The organism is Lysinibacillus sp. BNK-21 (assembly GCF_048684915.1).
Lineage (GTDB): Bacteria > Bacillota > Bacilli > Bacillales_A > Planococcaceae > Lysinibacillus > Lysinibacillus capsici.
In genome coordinates this window covers 2306916-2324352 of record NZ_JBLQTS010000001.1, presented here as the reverse complement: position 1 = coordinate 2324352, position 17437 = coordinate 2306916, and the positions used below count along the sequence as shown (strand labels likewise).

The window sequence follows — 17437 nt, the reverse complement described above, 5'->3', positions numbered from 1 at the left end:
GGATGAAAAGAAATTAATTATAGTTATTATGGTATAATTAGCATTATTTGGTATAATGGGAATAGTCCATTATATTGTAGGGGTGATAGTTGTGAAAAATACAATGGTACTTCTAGTAGATGAATATGATCGACAGCAAAGCGAGCCAGAACAAAGCATGGGTTCTGTGCAACATGCATATTCTTGTAACAAGATCGAATTGTCGCAGCAGCAAATTCAAGAAATGATGCAAATCATCGAAGAGATTCGTTTGAAAGGTTATAAAGATACACTATAAATGTAAGCGCCTCCTAAGCTATAATGGCTATGGAGGTGTTTTTTTATGAACGTTATTTTTATCGATTCTTATTCTGGGGAAGAGCTGCTACATATGGTGTCACAAGATGTAGCAGGCATTTTGGCAGCAGCGCAAGGAGAAAGTGTGACATTTCCTGTAGGTCACTTTAAATATGAATTTCATAATTTAGATTTTTATGAGGACAACGGTCAAATACGACAGGAATTAGTCATTTACGTAAAAAAAATATAAGCGATACATTAGCAACAGCATAACGGGGAACAATATATACAGGTGACAGGGCTTGACTTTTTTCTGCACCTGTAACTATAATAGTTACAACAGGTGGTGATACATATGGTGAACAGTCGATTTTCGGTGGCGATCCATATTCTTTCGCTCATTGCTACAACCTCTGATAAAAGTCTCCTTACGTCCGATTTTATAGCTGGAAGTGTGAATACCAATCCAGTAGTCGTAAGAAGAATGATTGGTGTGCTAAAAAAAGCAGGCTTACTTTCTTCTCATTCTGGCATGGCTGGCTATGAGCTATTAGTAGAGCCAAAGGATTTAACACTGCTAGCGATTTATCAGGCAATTGATGGGCCAGAGCAGCTATTTGCCATTCATGATGAGCCCAATCCAGCGTGTGCAGTAGGTCAAAAAATCAAGCATACATTAGAGGGTGTCTATACATCTGTGTGGCTGGCAATGGAAGAGCAATTACAAGCACAGACGCTACAGGATGTGCTAGATCAGCTTCGTACTTAGACGGAGATGGTCTTCTTGTATCTAACCTGTAACTAAAATGGTTACAACTAAACCTTAGGAGGAATAAATCATGAAAATTGCCGTAATTGGTGCAACAGGAAAAGCTGGACAAAAAATAGTAGAGGAAGCGGTACAACGTGGTCATGAGGTCACAGCCATCGTTCGTTCAGCAGCAAAAGTGACAGCTGCTATTCCAGTAATTGAAAAAGATGTGTTTGATGTGACGCAAGATGATGTAAAAGGCTTCGATGTCGTTGTCAATGCATTCGGTGCTCCAGCTGGACAAGAAGATTTACATGTCAAAGCTGGTCGTCATTTAATCTCGATTTTCCAAGGTATTCCTACAAAATTAGTGGTTGTAGGGGGAGCGGGTAGCCTATTTGTGGACCCAGAGAAAAAAGTGCGTGTGATGGATACACCAGATTTCCCAGCCATGTATTTAGCAACAGCGCAAAATCAAGGACAAAACCTACAGGATTTACAACAATCATCCATTACTTGGACATTTATTAGTCCATCTGCATTTTTCGATCCAGAAGGACCACGTACAGGTCACTATACAGCAGGAGTCGACCACTTATTAGTAAATGACGCGGGGGAAAGCTATGTCAGCTATGCCGATTACGCAGTGGCTGTCGTCGATGAATTAGAAAACCCACAGCACGTTAATAGCCGTTTCACAGTAACGTCAAATAAATAATAAAATGCAACCGAGCGTAGGAAATGCGCTCGGTTTTTTGTGATTTTTTTGCTTTTTTGAAGGATTTTTTTCGTTTACAGAAAAATGACTGTTTACAATACGACTTTTATTAGCTACTATCAAGTGTGAGTATTACATAAAAGGAGACGACAATAATGTCAACACAACGAATAGAAAAAGATTTTTTAGGTGAGCGCGTATTACCAGCAGAGGCGTATTACGGAATTCAAACACTACGTGCTACGGAAAACTTCCCAATTACAGGCTACACAATTCACTCATCACTTATTAAAGCAATGGGGATTGTGAAGAAGGCAGCTGCATTAAGTAATATGGAAGTACACCTATTATCAAAAGAAATTGGTGAGGCAATTGTCGAAGCAGCGCAAGAAGTGATTGATGGCAAATGGGATGCTGAATTTATTGTAGACCCAATTCAAGGTGGTGCAGGTACATCCATCAATATGAATGCCAATGAGGTCATCGCTAACCGTGCCCTAGAAATTTTAGGGAAAGAAAAAGGTGACTATCACACAGTAAGCCCAAACAGTCATGTCAATATGTCACAATCAACAAATGATGCTTTCCCAACAGCTATTCATATCGCTGTGTTAAATTTAATAGATGAATTATTAGTAACGATGGATTATATGCAATCCGTTTTCCATCAAAAAGCAGAGCAATTTGCTCATGTCATTAAAATGGGACGTACGCATTTACAGGATGCCGTGCCAATCCGCTTAGGACAAGAGTTTGAAGCTTATTGCCGCGTGATCAACCGTGATATCGTACGCATTCGTCAAACTCGCCCGAATTTATATGATGTGAACATGGGTGCAACGGCTGTCGGAACAGGCTTAAATGCCTTCCCAGACTACATTAAATCTGTTGATGAGCATCTTGCTGAAATTTCTGGTTTACCATTAAAAGGTGCAACGCATTTAGTGGATGCAACACAAAATACAGATGCCTACACAGAAGTATCAGGCGCTTTAAAAATCTGTATGATTAATATGTCTAAAATTGCTAATGACTTGCGTTTAATGGCTTCTGGTCCTCGCGCAGGCTTAGGAGAAATCCTGTTACCAGCTCGTCAACCAGGTTCTTCAATTATGCCAGGTAAAGTTAACCCAGTTATGCCTGAGGTGCTGAATCAAGTAGCCTTCCAAGTAATTGGGAATGACCATACAATTTCTCTAGCATCGGAAGCTGGTCAATTAGAATTAAACGTAATGGAGCCTGTATTAGTGTTCAACCTAATCCAATCGATTAGCATTATGAATAATGTATTCCGTGCGTTTACAGAAAACTGCTTAAAAGATATTGAAGCAAATGAAGAGCGCATGAAAGAATATGTAGAAAAAAGTGTAGGCGTGCTAACAGCAGTTAACCCTCACATCGGTTATGAAGTAGCTGCTCGTCTAGCACGTGAAGCTATTTTAACAGGTCGTTCAATTCGTGAGCTTTGCATTGAAGAAGGCGTCCTAACAAAAGAACAATTAGACTTGATTTTAGATCCATATGAAATGACACACCCAGGTATTGCGGGTTCTAGTATCATGAAATTAAAATAAAACGAGCAATTATGGACTGTAGACATGCCCTAAAAGGCTGTCTATAGTCTTTTTTTGTAGACCTTTTCTCATATAAAATAGAGCGTATCCTTATGTATTTTAGGATTATTCAACTATAATAATGGTATGGAAGACATATTTTAGTTGGGGGAATTTGTAATGAGTTTACGAAAAAAGAGTTTACTTGGCTTTTCCGTTTTAAATGTTTTAATGATCGTTATTTTATTTATCGATTTAGCCAATGTAACGACATTGGATTGGTTTTCTACCGTGTTAACGATTGTAGGAATTGCTATTACACTATCTTACACAGTGTATGTCCATTACAAAGTGATACAGCCTATCAAACAAATCACAGAGGCTGCACAAGGAATTACGGCAGGTCAATTAGATACCGTTGTCATTGAGGTTCGTGATAATGGTGAAATTTCTCAACTAGCACAATCCTTTTTAGAGATGCAGGAACAATTACGAACAATGACACAAAAAATTGCGCACAGCTCTACAGATTTATCAGCAAGCATCGAGGAATTATCTGCGAGTACGAATGAAATTACACTTGCTGTGGAAGAAGTAGATCAACAAATGGAGAAGACGTCAGAGGGCTTGAAGCAAGCAGCACAATCGGCTAATGATAGTGCTAAATCTATGCAAGAAACCGTTGATGGCATTGAGCGAATTACAGTAGCCACACAAGATGTGTTTGTGCATGCGAAAGATGCTAGCGAGATAGCAGGAAATGGTGCAAATATTTTACATGTGGCAAAAGAGCAAATGCAATTTATTTCCTCTTCAACAGAAAAAACAAGTGGATTGATGCAGCAATTATCCCTTAAAATGTCAGATATTAAATCAATGACAGATATGATTACTACCATTACAGATCAAACAAATCTACTAGCATTAAATGCGGCCATAGAAGCAGCACGCGCTGGGGAGCATGGTAAAGGCTTCGCCGTTGTAGCTGAAGAAGTGCGTCAATTAGCAGAACAATCAAAGCACTCTGCTACGCAAATTGTGGATTTAGTTGTAGGAATAGAAAGTGATACAAAACAAGTAGCCTCATCAGTAGAAGATGATTTGAAAAATGTTCAACAAGGAGTGTATGTCATTGACGAAGCGACAAAATCATTTGGCACAATTTCACAGCATGTTAGTCAGATGACAAGTCAGCTGGAGGATATTTCGACGACAGCTGAGCAGCTTTCAAGTAGCGCCAATGAAGTGGCATCCACTGTGACAACCATCGCAGCTGGCATGGGCAAGCTATCGAATTATACAGAAGCTGTTTTACATTCAATGGATGAGCAAACAGCCTCAATGCAAGCAGTTAATCATGTCACACAGGATTTAAGTGTCCAAGCGGATAACTTACAAAAGTTAACTAACCAGTTTCAGGTTTAGGCAATGAAAAGTATTTTTCTAGGTTTTTTAAGCCCTAAATAAGCATCTTCATCAATACTACGAAAAGCCACAAAGTAGAAATGATTGACCATAAAAACACTTTTCTAGAATACATGGAAAGTGTTTTTATGGTCGAACCAGCGCAATTAGTTTCCCAGTGAAATCCTCAGATATTGTGTAGATCGTATGCGTATCCTCGACATGCATCAAACTACTGTTTTGCCCTTTATCACCTAACCAAAGATGATAGCCATATTTGTTTCCTGCCTTGTCCACTATTTGTACATCATATTCTGGCGAAGCCATATTGACAACACCCTCGTTTTTGACTGTTGTTGCAATGGCTTGTTGGAATAGTGTAAGTGATTCTTCATCCGTATATTCTTTAAAAAAATCAGTGTTCACCTTGTTAAATTTAGCACCAATAGAAATGCTGACCTTAGCTAATTCATCATCTGGTTTTTCATTACATCCTAGTAAAACAACGGCTAGTAGAGACACTAAGGCAACTATCATTATTCGCAACCACTCACCCCCTTTATAGGCTAAATAATACCACCATTTCCTGTCGTAGCTCTCACTTTTTTGTAATACATTAAATAAACGAGAGCGAAAGGGGACAGATAGTGGGCTTATTTGATGGATTGATCGGCAATGCAAGCGAGGTGAATTTAGAAAAACTACAGGAGGAGGTCCATAATTTATTAATTCCAAACGAGACAGTCAAGAACGCCTATAAAATTATTAGAGACACGTTTATTTTTACCAATAAACGATTGATCCTCATTGATAAGCAAGGAGTGACTGGCAAGAAAACAGAGTATCATTCCATTCCCTATAAAAATATCGTTCATTTTTCAGTCGAAACAGCTGGAACATTTGATTTAGATGCAGAGCTTAAAATATGGGTGTCTGGCAGTCCATTACCGATTCAAAAAAACTTCAATAAGGCGACAAATATTTATAAGGTGCAAAGCGTCTTAGCACAGTATGTTTTGGGGACGTAATGAAGGTGCTAATAGTACGTGTGCACAACCAAAAAGCCCGCAGATTTGCGAGGCTTTTCTGTCGTGCCAGGAAGGGGTCGGTGTAACGGATTTTAAATCAGCTTCATGATTACGGTAAGCTCGAAAATACTGTCAAGTGTAAATAAGAGCGCCTTGGCGAAGTCTTATTCAAATACAATCATTTCTCCGACTTCTTTAAACCCGAAGCGTTTATAAATATTTTTTCCATCCTCTGATGCCTGTAAGACTACGGGCTTTTGCTTATCGATTGTTTGACTGAGTAGGAATTGAAACATCTCACTGCCATAACCCTTGCCCCTATACGCATCTTTTGTCATCACATCATAAATCCCATAGCTATGTTTACTGTCGATTAATAATCCCGTAGCGATAGGTACTTCCTTTATACAACCAATAAACATGCGAGCATTTGATGCTAGTTTTTCCTGTGAGAATTGATGAAAGTAAATTTCTAATGCATCTCTTTCTGCTGTTTCTCCAAATAAACTTAGAAAAACTTCCTTATATTGTAGAAGCTCTTCCTTGTTACTTACTTCTGTGATGGTAAGATAATTGGAAATTCGTGGACCTGTGTGAAGTGTATGGTCAAGCTTCATCATCATATTTCGTTCAGCTTCCTGTAAATTGCAGTCTTTTATCAGCTGTAGCCAATCATCGCTTAGATAGTTGGCATCCACCCACGTGCTGAAGGGAAGTTTATTCACAATGAAATGATTAATCCTTTGTTTAAGATGATTTTCCTTATGAATTATAGGCGATTTCGCTACTAACAAATTAAATGTATCAGTTGGAATATTTGTATTGGCTATGACAAAATGAGCTTCCTCTATAATTTGTCCAGAAACGGCTCCAGTAAATAGTTTCATTTTTTCCTCTAAATTACTCGTTACTAATTGTTGACTTGTTTTCATATTTTTCATCCTTCCACTATTAGAAGTTCACTATCTTTCATTATAAAGTCAATGAAAGATAAAAAATACGCAGTTCACCTTTTTTATATCCCGCTATAACTTTATTAGTAGTTTGGAAAATATTGTGATATTTGACTTTAGAAAAACACTACTTTACAATTGATTTTAGTAATCTAATAGGAATGTGCCTATACTCATTCCTATGACAACTGAATAGCGTGTAGTAAGAGGTGTAAATTGCGTGCAATTTGCTTAAAAGGGAAGTCGGTGCGAATCCGACACTGTCCCGCAACTGTAAATGTGAGCGACTTTTCAGTATCCACTGTCTTTGGACGGGAAGGAGAAAAGAAGCGATGATCATGAGTCAGGATACCTGCCTGTTACGAGTACACACCATAAACCTACGAGGAATAGGAGGTGGCATGTTGACAAAACAGAATGCTCTGTTCGTCACAGTACGTCAAACGCCCATAGTAAATGAAAGGGTTCACAATCGAACTCGTTCACACATACTTAGGGTTTGTTTGGCATTGTGTGATGAAAGAAGATAAAATGAAGGATTTCCTCAAAAGTAGGGAGTCCTTTTTGTTTTGAAAATATGTACGCAAAGGGGATGCACGTATGACAAATATTCATGTAACGACAATGTTGGAAACGCCTTATGAAGATCTGAACATTTGTAAGCAACCACGGACAGAAGTTGCCAAGAAAGCGAAAACAAGAATGGTGGTCGAGTCTCTGATCGATCAATTATTAGCAACGAAGCTGATTCGTAATGATCGCTTCTTTGAGCAAATCTTATATAATAAAGAAATTATTTGGATACAAAATGGGGATGTGGACGGTCATCTTTTAGCGAAAGCAGCCATAGCAGATGAACTAAAAACAAAGACGAATAGTTTTATGATGTACATGCCGACCAATCCGATTGTCTATGAGGTCAACGGAGAAGCGTATCACTTAATTACGCGCATTGATTCTACACGCGCAAAGCCCAACCTCGACCGTCTATCATTGGAGCCAAAGCCTGTTTTAAGTGCCGCTCGTGTCAATGACTTATTATGCTCGATTGTCATGCGCTTTTACGAAACATATTTATATGATTTAGCATCTCATCATGACAAACTCATTGCATTTGTGCAGCAGGAATATGCCCAATTTATTGAAGCGGTGCAAGCGTTAAATGATTATCATTTCAACTGGCATCCACGTGGCAACGGTCACGAGCTTTTACTGCAATTAATTGATCATCTACAACTATTAAAAAGTCAACCTGGTAAGGTACTAATTGATTTTACGAACAAGCATGACTATGTAATAGTTGAACCCGCATATTTGTTGGACAATCCAACAAAGAAAGCTGTCGGTGCACTATAAAAACAAGCCCTCCATTTTTTGGAGGGCTTGTAATATCTTATGGCAGGGTAGAGATATATTGAAGCCCAAGCAAGAAATACCCGCGCTAGAGCGATGGATACCAGTGGAAGCCGAGGAAATACCCGAAGCGCCCACCCTACAGGCAATGCATGGCTGCCTGTGCTTCTTGCCATGGAACCGAATATCCTTTGCCCTTAGCACAAAAGATACTAGAGGAACTATACTCAGGGTCGGCATTTTTATCGTAGCCAATCTGTGCAATCACATCCTCTGTATTATGGCACACATCATAGCCATCAAATTGGAGTGTGAGTGCACCTTTCCCATTTGTATAGGCGGCAAAGGTTGTGCTGTAGCTCATTAAAGTGGCAACAGGTGCACGACCTGTTAGGATAACATCCGTTTCGGATAAAATCGGGTCATCGAACGTGCCAGCTGCTTGCTGAATATCAGTCATCATACGACCGATAAAGTCATTTGAAGCTTTCATTTTAAAGCGATAATAGGGTTCAAGTAGGACATTTTGTGCCTGCTCCAGCCCCTGACGCAGGGCACGGAAACTGGCTTCACGGAAATCTCCCCCCGATGTATGTTCATTGTGCCCGCGACCTGTTAGAAGTGTAAAATGAATATCTGTTACAGGGAAGCCTGTCAGTAGCCCATGATGGTCACGCTCAAACAGATGCTTTTCAACAAGGCGCTGATTGCCTACAGATAAATGATCGGCATGACAGGCATTGGTGAAGGTATTACCTGTTCCACGTGGATTTGGCTCCATTAATAAATGAACTTCTGCATAATGCTTGAGGGGCTCGAAATGACCATAGCCCGTTACGGTCGTCGCAATGGTTTCCATGTATAAAATTTGCGGCTCACCAAAGGAGACAGCTAATGAAAAACGCGTCATTAATACCTCTGTCAGGACCTCCAATTGAATGGCACCCATAATATGCACATGGATTTCCTGAAATTTTTCCTGCCAGACCACACGCAAGGACGGTTCTTCTGCTTCGAGTAAACGGAAAATCTGTAGCACTTCCTTGATATGCTGATCACCCTCATATTGAACCTTTGCCTGTAAGGTTGGGACAAGCTCATAGGGCTGTGATAGCATCGTTGTACCGATTCGATCCCCAATGTTTGCCTGGCTCAGTCCTTTGACAGCGAAAATTTCTCCTGCCTCTACCTGTTGAACGGTCTCAAAGCGACTGCCGTTATAAAGGCGAATTTCGGTCACTTTTTCTGTTACTTCGTCAAATGAAAATTCATCTCGTACATGCAACGAGCCCTTGGTTGCCTTCATAAAGGTTAAACGCTGGTGCCCATCATGACGAATCTTAAAAACCTCGCCCTCAAACGGGGCATCCTTGTCAAAATGGGAAGCCGTTAACAGCGGGAGCTGGTCAAGAAATTCCTGAATGCCCTCATCCTTTAAGGCCGAGCCAGCAAAGCAAGGGAAGGCACCTTCATTTTTAATCATTTCCTTTAATTGAGCAAGACACTGTTCATGCTCCAATGACTCATTTAGAAAGGCATCAAGCAATTTTTCGTCGCGCTCCGCCAGCCATTCCATAATATTATTTGATACATAGTCTGCTCGCAGTGGCTCATCGATGAGCAATACATGCTGAGAGCAATCTTTGCGAAGCTGGCTGATGACGGCCTCCATATTGGCACCCTCACGATCCATTTTGTTGATAAAGAAGAAGGTAGGGACATGGTATTGACGTAAAAGTTGCCACACTGTTTCTGTATGGCCCTGTATCCCTTCGACAGCGCTAATGATAATAATGGCATAATCCATCACACGAATGGCACGCTCCATCTCAGGGGAGAAATCGACATGCCCTGGCGTATCAATCAATGTGTATGTATCATCGCCAATATTCATGCGCCCTTGCTCGGCAAATATCGTAATGCCCCGTCTGCGCTCTAGCTCATGATGATCAAGAAAGGTATCCTGATGATCAACACGCCCCCGTGCTTGAATACTATTTGTATGAAAAAGCACTTGCTCAGAGAAGGTCGTTTTTCCTGCATCCACGTGCGCAAGTACACCGATCGTTTTGTACATAAGAAATCCTCGTTTCTATAGAATGCTATCTTTTTATTGTAACAGAATACTAGCTTCTATATTTCTTGTAAAATAGTTCGTCTTTATGTCGAAATAGTGCTAATATAATGATGATTATACTTTTAGTGTCATACTACTGATTGCGCGATAAATTTTCTTCTGCTAGTCTATCAATAGTATTGACCATTATAGAACGTATTGGTGCAAATGGCATTGGTCATTTGCTTAAAAGGGAAATCGGTGCAATTCCGATGCTGTCCCGCAACTGTAAATGGGGAGTCTATACAGCATGCCACTGTAGTGAAACTATGGGAAGGCGTATAGATGATGAACCTAAGCCAGGATACCTGCCAGTATGTATTTTTTGACTAAGAACCACGAGGATGGGGATAGTGATGAAGGTAATGATACCGTTATTTCACTATGCTACTCTCTTGGCGACAAGAGGGTTTTTTTATGCCCTTCCAACTACCTTAGTAGTAAAGAAGTCTCTGATTTCTTTCTATATTTTAACAGCAAAGGAGAAAAGGACATGAAGAAATGGAAAAGTATATGGTTGATGATGATCATTGCCTTGGTCGCTGTTTTAGGGGCTTGTAACGCAAAGGACAAAACGGAATCAGCTGCACAAGGTGAAAAGGTTGAGCCATCTGAGGCGGCAGCAGCAGTAACCATTAAAAATAATGACACAACTCAAACATATACGGAAGCACCAACAAAAGCGATTAGCTTAAATCAACATGTGACAGAAATTATGCTAGCACTTGGTTTAGAGGATTCTATGGTAGGGACAGCTTACTTAGATGATAAAATCTATGAACCACTGCAAGAGGCATACGATAAGGTCCCTGTTCTTTCCGATCAATACCCAACGAAGGAGCAAGTCATCGATGCCGAGGCAGATTTCCTATATGCTGGCTGGAAAAGTGGCTTTGGCGAAAAGGGTGTAGGCACACCAGAAGAGCTTGAAGAATTAGGCATCCATACGTATTTACATACGGCTTCCAACATGACAAAGCCAACAATAGAGGATATTTTCACTGATATTCGCAATATCGCGAAGATTTTCCGTATTGAGGATCGTGGCGAAGCTTTAATTGAGCAAATGACGAAAGATGTAGAGGCAGTACAAGCTAAATTACCAAAAGATAGCGAAAAATTACGTGTTCTTGTGTTTGATAGCGGTGAAAAGGATGTATTTACAGCTGGTCAAAACTTTATGAATGAGCTTGTGACAATCGCGGGTGGACAAAATATCTTTGGTGATGTGGAATCAGGCTGGACAACTGTGTCGAAGGAAGATGCAGTAGACCGCAACCCAGAGGTAGTTGTCGTGATTGATTACGGTGAAACAACGGCAGACCAAAAGATCCAATTCTTAAAAAATGATCCAGCCTTAAAGGAGATGGAAGCGGTCAAAAATGAGCGCTTTGTCATCCTGCCACTTTCAGCAGCGTCTGAAGGGGTTCGTGCGGCAGAGGCCATTGAAATTTTAGCAAAGGGCTTCTATCCTGAAAACTTTTAATCCATTCGAGCTAGCGTTTTTGCTAGCTCCTTTTTTATAAGGAGCGATAAAAATGAACGCATTTCAAAAAAATGTACCAGATCAAACATTTGAAACACTGAACCGTCATGGTGAGTTTACCCGTCTAGCCGTTAGCCCTGGCATTATTAATAAGCATTATACTCCTGCACAATTCCAAAAAATAGCCGAAATTGCTGGCGAAAAGGGGGCGATAAAATATTCTGCTTCCTATAGTATACTCGTATCCATACCAACGTGCGATGCCACGGAAGCGGTGCAAGCCTTACAGGAAGCAGGTCTTTATGTTGCTCCCTCTGGTTCAATCATAGCCATGAAGGCCTGCGATTTTTGTGATGGGGAGAAAATGGAGGCTGCTCCGATAACCGAACAGCTCTATCATGCCATAGAGGGGATGAAGGTCCCTGCAAGACTGCGTGTCAATATTAATGGCTGTGCATCAGCTTGCTACAATGCAGTCTATGATGATATTGGACTCGTTTACCAACAAGAAAGCTTTGATGTCTATTTAGGGGCAGTACCAATGGGAGCAAAGGCACAGGCAGGCACGTTATTCGCTAAGAGGGTAGACGTCACACAAATTGAAGATTTTTTACTGCACCTGATAAATCTTTATAAGGAGCATGCTCGCCCAAATGAGCCCTTTTATAAATTTTATCGCAGAACAAAGTCAGCAGAATATTGGGAACTAGTAAAAAATTCAATTAAATAGAGGAATATTACTTAGGGTGTCGAAGTATTGTAGTAAGGCACAGAAAATTACAATACAAAGGAGCAAGAACATGACATCGAAACAAGGGATTCAACCAGAAGATCTTTATCACTTAAAATCAGTAGCAGATCCACAGCTTTCACCAGATGGGACAGAGGTAGTTTATGTAGAGACTCGTATGGACGAGAAGAAAAATGACTATATATCGAATTTGTTTTACATAAACTTGAAGGACAAAACACCACAGCAATGGACATTTGGTGAAGATAGAACGAGTTCCCCTGTTTGGTCACCAGATGGTAGTCAAATTGCATTTTTGTCAACGAGAACAGGTAAGTCGCAAATTTATGTTCTTTCGAAAGCAGGTGGAGAGGCAAAACAGGTGACACATTGTAAAAATGGAGCGACCTCCCCTGTCTGGTCACCATGTGGCAAGAAAATTGCTTTTTCAGTCGTGCTAGGGAAAGATGAAACCATCCTAGATAAAGCGGAGGATGAGAAGAAAAAGGATAAAGAACTAAAGCCACTAGAAATCGAGAAAATGAAACACAAATCGGATGCTGGTGGATTTATTGATATGGAGCAGTTTACCCATATTGCCATTGTCAATGTGGCATCAGGAGAGCTAGAACAAGTGACAGAAGGCAAAGAGTACTGCCATCTGGGTACTTGGTCGCCAGATGGCAAATACCTTACGTACTTAGCAGATAAAGCGGAGGATTTAGATTTCTCATTTAATGTGGATATCTATTTATTGGAGTTAGAATCTAAGCAGAGTCACAAGCTAACAGAAGGTTCGGGTGCTTATTACCAAACAGCTTGGTCTCCGAATAGTCGCTATCTTTCTTTTGTAGGTGGAGAACGTGAATTTGAAAATGCCACACAAGCAAAGCTTTGGATTTATGACATGGAGCAAAAACTACTAAACTGTGTAACAAGTGAATTTGATGCGCCTGTTGGTGATTATGTCATCGGTGATTTCCTGCAAGGTGTAGCTTCACCACGTGTGCAATGGATGAATGATAATCATAGCTTCTACTTCCAAGTCACAGATCACGGCAATGCGGCGATTTATTACGGAAATCTAGATGGCGAAATTTACCCAGCTATCCATGATGATCAATATGTCTATGGCTTCTCACTTGATGCGCAAAACGATCAGGCTATTGCGGCTATTAGCACAACGACCAATCCAGGCGATCTGTTTTATGTGAACCTAAAAACAGGTGACAAAGAACAGTTGACGTCCATTAATGAAGATTTTTTAAAAACCAAAACATTAGCTGTTCCAGAGAGTATCGAATTTGAAGGTGCAGAAGGCTGGAAGGTCAATGGCTGGATTATGAAGCCAGTTGGCTATGAAGCAGGGAAGAAGTATCCTCTCATTCTTGAAATCCATGGTGGTCCGCATGCAATGTATGGTAATACCTACTTTAATGAATTCCAAATCCTTGCTGCACAAGGCTTTGCAGTGCTTTATACTAATCCGCGTGGTAGTCATGGCTATGGCCAAAAATTTGTGGATGCAGTACGTGGCGATTATGGTGGTAATGATTATGCGGACTTAATGGCAGCGGTAGACTACGCTATGGAGCACTATGATTTTATTGATCAAGATCGTCTAGGTGTAACTGGTGGAAGCTACGGTGGTTTTATGACCAACTGGATTGTGGGCCATACAAATCGCTTTAAAGCAGCTGTGACGCAGCGCTCCATTTCGAACTGGATTAGCTTTGCTGGTGTCAGTGATATCGGCTATTACTTTACAGACTGGCAAATTCAAGCAGGACTCGATGATATAGAGAAGCTATGGCATCATTCGCCACTGAAGTATGTAGACAAAGTGGAGACACCATTATTGATTTTACATGGTGAAAAAGACTATCGTTGTCCAATTGAGCAGGCAGAGCAATTGTTTATCGCCTTAAAATATCGTAAAAAACAAACAAAGTTCGTGCGTTTCCCTGAGGCGAATCATGAACTTTCAAGAAGTGGAAAGCCTACATTACGAATTAATCGACTTGAATATATCCGTGATTGGTTTGTGAAATATCTATAATCGGGTGGCCTAAGAAGAGAACAGTCTTCTTAGGCTACTTTTAATAGAAAGGCTCTGTTTGTTTATAACGTTTCAATCTTTTGGAGTCTTTATTGTAGAGATACCGAACCTCCTTAGGTAGAATCAACTTTTCCTTACATAAAAAGAATCACACCTTGGTGTGATTCTCGATTGGTTAGTCGATTTTCTGGATGAACACGACCTTCAGATAATTAAATTCAGGGTATTCACGTGGTACACGGAAATCCTTCGGTAAACCGTATTCCTCGACAATTTTATAGCGTGTACGAGTCTCTTTAAATGCTTGGTCAATAAAGCCTTTGAACTTTTTCATGCCAAAGCTGGCATTATTTGTGGAAGCCACGATGATGCCGTTTTTAGCGGTAATGGCAATCGTGTCCTTTAGTAATTTAGGGTAGTCCTTTGCCGTTGAAAAGGTCATTTGCTTCGTACGTGCAAAGCTAGGTGGGTCTAATACGACAAGGTCAAACTGTAAAGCATGGCGTTGTGCATATTTAAAATAATGGAAGACATCCATGACTTTTATATCCTGTGCCTCATAATCAATATGATTGACACTAAATTGCTCAATCGTTTTGGCTAGACTACGCTTTGCCACATCTACACTCGTTGTCTTGATGGCTCCTCCTAGAGCGGCTGCCACAGAAAATGCTCCTGTATAGGAAAATGTATTCAGCATGTCTGTGTTGTTGGCATAACGCTCTCGAATAGCCAATCGTACCTCACGTTGATCGAGGAAAATCCCTGTCATGGCGCCATCGTTTAAATGCACCGCATAGGTCATACCATTTTCCTTCACCATGATAGGAAATTCTCCTGGCGTGCCCATTACAAAATCATCTTGCTCGATATATTGTCCTTTGCTATCAAAGCGTTTTTTCTCATAAATCGCTTGGTAGTCTACTGTCTCAGCAAGCGCCTCATACACCACTTCTTTAAATGAGTAAATGCCCTCACTATACCAGCTTACCATGTAGTAGCTGTTAAAAAAATCAATCGTAAGACCGCCGATGCCATCTCCTTCACCATTAAACACACGAAAGGCTGTTGTGTTTTCATTGCTAAAAAATGCAGCACGATTGTCGATGGCTTTTTTGAATTTTTTTATAAAAAAAGTTTTATCAATTGTTTCATTCGTATCGGTCGTTAGCACCCAGCCAATCCCTTTGTTTTGGATGCCGTAGTAACCTGTTCCAATAAAACGGTTATGATGATCCATGAGCCTGAGGAGTGTTCCTTGCTCAGCAGGTAAACGTCGTGCATCAACCGCATCCTTTGAAATAAGTGGGAAGCCTTTTTTTAATTGATCAGAAAAGGGCTGTTGTATTTGTAGAGCTATTGTTTGTGTCATAGTGTCATCCTTTAAAAAACGTTTTGCTCTATTATCGCACTGTTTGCGCGGGATAGCCAAACTTATTTCAGGAATTGCGCAATTTTTGTCACGGTTTCAATCGTTGCTTCTTCAAAATAATTCATTTTACTGAAATAACTATGGATTAAACCTGGCATTGTAATATGTTCCACTACCACACCAGCAGCCTTTAACTTTTGTGCATAGCTTAGACCCTCATCAAAGAGAACATCTGCCTCTGCAGCTATAATGAATGTTTTCGGCATGTTACGGACTTCCTCTAGTTGAAGAGGGGACACAAGTGGATTTGTGAAGTTTGCTTCCTCTGTATAGTGATGAGAGAACCACTGCATGGCTTGTGTATCTAAGCCGTAATCTTCACCATATGCCAGATAAGATACTGTTGAAAAATCGACATTTGTGACAGGATAGATGAGTGTTTGAGCGTGTAACGATGGTCCCTCGAGTGCAGTAGCTAAGTATGCAACTACAGTAGCCAAATTTCCGCCAGCACTGTCCCCAGCAACTGATAATCGACTTGCATCGCCACCTAAGGATTCCATATGATCGTGCACCCATACTAAGCTATCATAGGCATCATGTAAGGGTGTTGGGAAAGGATATTCAGGTGCTAAGCGGTAATCCACTGATACCACAATCGCCTGTGCCTGGTCTGCTAATAACTGGCAGCCTGCATCGACAGATTCTAGATTGCCATAGACCCAGCCTCCACCATGATAATAAACAATAACAGGTAATGTTTTACCGAGAACGGGCGTATAAAGCCGAACTGTAATTTGTTCGCCATCTCGCACTGTAATTTTGTGATCCTCAATGGATGCTAGCTTCGGTTTGTGTGCAGATTGCCATTGTGTAACCGTCCGCATGGCTCTCGCTTCCTGCGGTGAAACTTTGTAATAAGGTGTACCAGTACGCTGAGCTTCTAGATATTGAACAGCTTCTTTTCTTAAAGTTATCATCTTCATCATTCCTTTTTTGAGAGGTTTGTTATTCCTATTATAAACTATTCATATAATTTTACTAGGATTTAGGTGTAACAAATGTTTATTTATTTAAAAATAGGTGAAATAAGCGCATTATGTTTATAATAAAAGGGACGAAAGTATTTGGAGGGACAGTATGATTTCTTTAATTGTGGCACATGATGACAATCACGTCATCGGATATAACAATGGGATGCCTTGGCATTTACCTGGGGATCTGCAGTATTTTAAACAAAAAACAATGGGCAAGCCTATGATTATGGGACGTAAAACATTTGAATCCATCGGTCGACCACTTCCAGGGCGACGCAACATCGTCATTACACGTGACGAAAACTATCAGGCAGAAGGCATTGAAATTGTCACTAGCTTGGAAGGTGCTTTAGCGCTAGCTGGAGATGTACCTGAGGTGATGATTATTGGCGGCGAGCAAATTTTCCGTTTAGTGATGGAGATGGCTGATCGCTTGTATATCACAAAAATTAATCATGCCTTTCAGGGAGACACCTATTTCCCGAGCTATGAGCAAGATTTTGTTCAAGTCTCTTCAGAGGAGCCTGAAACAGCACCAGAAGGTTATACATTCCAATATCAAATTTTTGAACGTAAATAAACGAAAAAGCAATCGCTC

At 40.5% G+C, this 17437-nt stretch carries 17 protein-coding genes and 2 riboswitches; of the genes, 12 read left to right on the top strand and 5 right to left on the bottom strand.

Going from position 1 to position 17437, the window contains the following annotated elements:
• The first annotated feature begins 91 nt into the window (after positions 1 to 91).
• From ACMGGO_RS11790 to ACMGGO_RS11765, 6 genes are all read left to right on the top strand, one after another.
• Positions 92 to 277, top strand: a complete 186-nt coding sequence (locus tag ACMGGO_RS11790; protein WP_048394492.1) for a hypothetical protein — start codon at positions 92 to 94, stop codon at positions 275 to 277.
• 45 nt (positions 278 to 322) lie between these two features.
• Positions 323 to 529: a hypothetical protein gene (locus tag ACMGGO_RS11785; RefSeq protein WP_036080672.1), complete on the top strand. Its 207-nt coding sequence runs from the start codon at positions 323 to 325 to the stop codon at positions 527 to 529.
• Positions 530 to 634: 105 nt separating this feature from the next.
• Positions 635 to 1048, top strand: a complete 414-nt coding sequence (locus ACMGGO_RS11780) for an Rrf2 family transcriptional regulator (RefSeq protein WP_048394490.1) — start codon at positions 635 to 637, stop codon at positions 1046 to 1048.
• A 70-nt stretch (positions 1049 to 1118) separates the two neighbouring features.
• Positions 1119 to 1748, top strand: coding sequence for an NAD(P)-dependent oxidoreductase (locus ACMGGO_RS11775; protein ID WP_048394487.1), 630 nt, complete (start codon positions 1119 to 1121; stop codon positions 1746 to 1748).
• 155 nt (positions 1749 to 1903) lie between these two features.
• Complete coding sequence (gene aspA, locus ACMGGO_RS11770) at positions 1904 to 3322, top strand: aspartate ammonia-lyase (RefSeq protein WP_004230240.1); 1419 nt, start codon at positions 1904 to 1906, stop codon at positions 3320 to 3322.
• 159 nt (positions 3323 to 3481) lie between these two features.
• Entirely contained in the window at positions 3482 to 4726 is a 1245-nt protein-coding gene (locus tag ACMGGO_RS11765) for a methyl-accepting chemotaxis protein (protein WP_259950678.1), read from the top strand.
• A 126-nt stretch (positions 4727 to 4852) separates the two neighbouring features.
• Here ACMGGO_RS11765 and ACMGGO_RS11760 read toward each other — a convergent pair whose 3' ends face one another.
• Entirely contained in the window at positions 4853 to 5242 is a 390-nt protein-coding gene (locus ACMGGO_RS11760; protein WP_420282324.1) for a hypothetical protein, read from the bottom strand.
• A gap of 110 nt (positions 5243 to 5352) precedes the next feature.
• Here ACMGGO_RS11760 and ACMGGO_RS11755 point away from each other — a divergent pair, with 110 nt between their 5' ends.
• Positions 5353 to 5733: a PH domain-containing protein gene (locus ACMGGO_RS11755; protein ID WP_048395723.1), complete on the top strand. Its 381-nt coding sequence runs from the start codon at positions 5353 to 5355 to the stop codon at positions 5731 to 5733.
• Between the two features lie 164 nt (positions 5734 to 5897).
• On the opposite strand, the gene ACMGGO_RS11750 is transcribed toward ACMGGO_RS11755, so the two are convergent.
• A complete protein-coding gene (locus ACMGGO_RS11750; protein WP_279494888.1) occupies positions 5898 to 6665 on the bottom strand; it encodes a GNAT family N-acetyltransferase in 768 nt (255 codons plus the stop codon).
• Positions 6666 to 6876: 211 nt separating this feature from the next.
• Positions 6877 to 7061: riboswitch (cobalamin riboswitch) on the top strand.
• A gap of 225 nt (positions 7062 to 7286) precedes the next feature.
• Between ACMGGO_RS11750 and ACMGGO_RS11745 the strand changes: the two genes are divergently transcribed.
• Positions 7287 to 8042, top strand: a complete 756-nt coding sequence (locus ACMGGO_RS11745) for a hypothetical protein (RefSeq protein WP_288581013.1) — start codon at positions 7287 to 7289, stop codon at positions 8040 to 8042.
• A gap of 136 nt (positions 8043 to 8178) precedes the next feature.
• On the opposite strand, the gene ACMGGO_RS11740 is transcribed toward ACMGGO_RS11745, so the two are convergent.
• The gene (locus ACMGGO_RS11740; protein WP_269898529.1) at positions 8179 to 10116 is read right to left on the bottom strand and encodes an elongation factor G; all 1938 of its coding nucleotides are present in this window, start codon (positions 10114 to 10116) and stop codon (positions 8179 to 8181) included.
• Between the two features lie 182 nt (positions 10117 to 10298).
• A riboswitch (cobalamin riboswitch) is annotated at positions 10299 to 10486 on the top strand.
• A 162-nt stretch (positions 10487 to 10648) separates the two neighbouring features.
• On the opposite strand from ACMGGO_RS11740, the gene ACMGGO_RS11735 reads away from it, so the two are divergent.
• From ACMGGO_RS11735 to ACMGGO_RS11725, 3 genes are all read left to right on the top strand, one after another.
• Complete coding sequence (locus ACMGGO_RS11735) at positions 10649 to 11641, top strand: ABC transporter substrate-binding protein (RefSeq protein ID WP_387253981.1); 993 nt, start codon at positions 10649 to 10651, stop codon at positions 11639 to 11641.
• Between the two features lie 52 nt (positions 11642 to 11693).
• Complete coding sequence (locus tag ACMGGO_RS11730) at positions 11694 to 12371, top strand: precorrin-3B methylase (RefSeq protein WP_387253983.1); 678 nt, start codon at positions 11694 to 11696, stop codon at positions 12369 to 12371.
• 70 nt (positions 12372 to 12441) lie between these two features.
• Complete coding sequence (locus ACMGGO_RS11725) at positions 12442 to 14430, top strand: S9 family peptidase (RefSeq protein WP_420281920.1); 1989 nt, start codon at positions 12442 to 12444, stop codon at positions 14428 to 14430.
• Between the two features lie 175 nt (positions 14431 to 14605).
• Here the strand turns inward: ACMGGO_RS11725 and ACMGGO_RS11720 are convergent, their stop codons facing one another.
• Together ACMGGO_RS11720 and ACMGGO_RS11715 are read right to left on the bottom strand one after the other, a co-directional pair.
• Complete coding sequence (locus ACMGGO_RS11720; RefSeq protein WP_420281919.1) at positions 14606 to 15802, bottom strand: class I SAM-dependent rRNA methyltransferase; 1197 nt, start codon at positions 15800 to 15802, stop codon at positions 14606 to 14608.
• Between the two features lie 62 nt (positions 15803 to 15864).
• Entirely contained in the window at positions 15865 to 16782 is a 918-nt protein-coding gene (locus ACMGGO_RS11715) for an alpha/beta hydrolase (RefSeq protein WP_420281918.1), read from the bottom strand.
• Between the two features lie 160 nt (positions 16783 to 16942).
• Between ACMGGO_RS11715 and ACMGGO_RS11710 the strand changes: the two genes are divergently transcribed.
• A complete protein-coding gene (locus ACMGGO_RS11710) occupies positions 16943 to 17419 on the top strand; it encodes a dihydrofolate reductase (RefSeq protein WP_054549236.1) in 477 nt (158 codons plus the stop codon).
• The last annotated feature ends 18 nt before the right edge of the window (positions 17420 to 17437 follow it).

Bases quoted from the DNA above. Each gene is read 5' to 3' on its own strand.
- ACMGGO_RS11785 (WP_036080672.1), top strand. From the start codon at position 323: ATGAACGTTATTTTTATCGATTCTTATTCTGGGGAAGAGCTGCTACAT.
- ACMGGO_RS11780 (WP_048394490.1), top strand. From the start codon at position 635: ATGGTGAACAGTCGATTTTCGGTGGCGATCCATATTCTTTCGCTCATT.
- ACMGGO_RS11775 (WP_048394487.1), top strand. From the start codon at position 1,119: ATGAAAATTGCCGTAATTGGTGCAACAGGAAAAGCTGGACAAAAAATA.
- aspA (WP_004230240.1), top strand. From the start codon at position 1,904: ATGTCAACACAACGAATAGAAAAAGATTTTTTAGGTGAGCGCGTATTA.
- ACMGGO_RS11765 (WP_259950678.1), top strand. From the start codon at position 3,482: ATGAGTTTACGAAAAAAGAGTTTACTTGGCTTTTCCGTTTTAAATGTT.
- ACMGGO_RS11760 (WP_420282324.1), bottom strand. From the start codon at position 5,242: ATGATAGTTGCCTTAGTGTCTCTACTAGCCGTTGTTTTACTAGGATGT.
- ACMGGO_RS11750 (WP_279494888.1), bottom strand. From the start codon at position 6,665: ATGAAAACAAGTCAACAATTAGTAACGAGTAATTTAGAGGAAAAAATG.
- ACMGGO_RS11745 (WP_288581013.1), top strand. From the start codon at position 7,287: ATGACAAATATTCATGTAACGACAATGTTGGAAACGCCTTATGAAGAT.
- ACMGGO_RS11740 (WP_269898529.1), bottom strand. From the start codon at position 10,116: ATGTACAAAACGATCGGTGTACTTGCGCACGTGGATGCAGGAAAAACG.
- ACMGGO_RS11735 (WP_387253981.1), top strand. From the start codon at position 10,649: ATGAAGAAATGGAAAAGTATATGGTTGATGATGATCATTGCCTTGGTC.
- ACMGGO_RS11730 (WP_387253983.1), top strand. From the start codon at position 11,694: ATGAACGCATTTCAAAAAAATGTACCAGATCAAACATTTGAAACACTG.
- ACMGGO_RS11725 (WP_420281920.1), top strand. From the start codon at position 12,442: ATGACATCGAAACAAGGGATTCAACCAGAAGATCTTTATCACTTAAAA.
- ACMGGO_RS11720 (WP_420281919.1), bottom strand. From the start codon at position 15,802: ATGACACAAACAATAGCTCTACAAATACAACAGCCCTTTTCTGATCAA.
- ACMGGO_RS11715 (WP_420281918.1), bottom strand. From the start codon at position 16,782: ATGATAACTTTAAGAAAAGAAGCTGTTCAATATCTAGAAGCTCAGCGT.
- ACMGGO_RS11710 (WP_054549236.1), top strand. From the start codon at position 16,943: ATGATTTCTTTAATTGTGGCACATGATGACAATCACGTCATCGGATAT.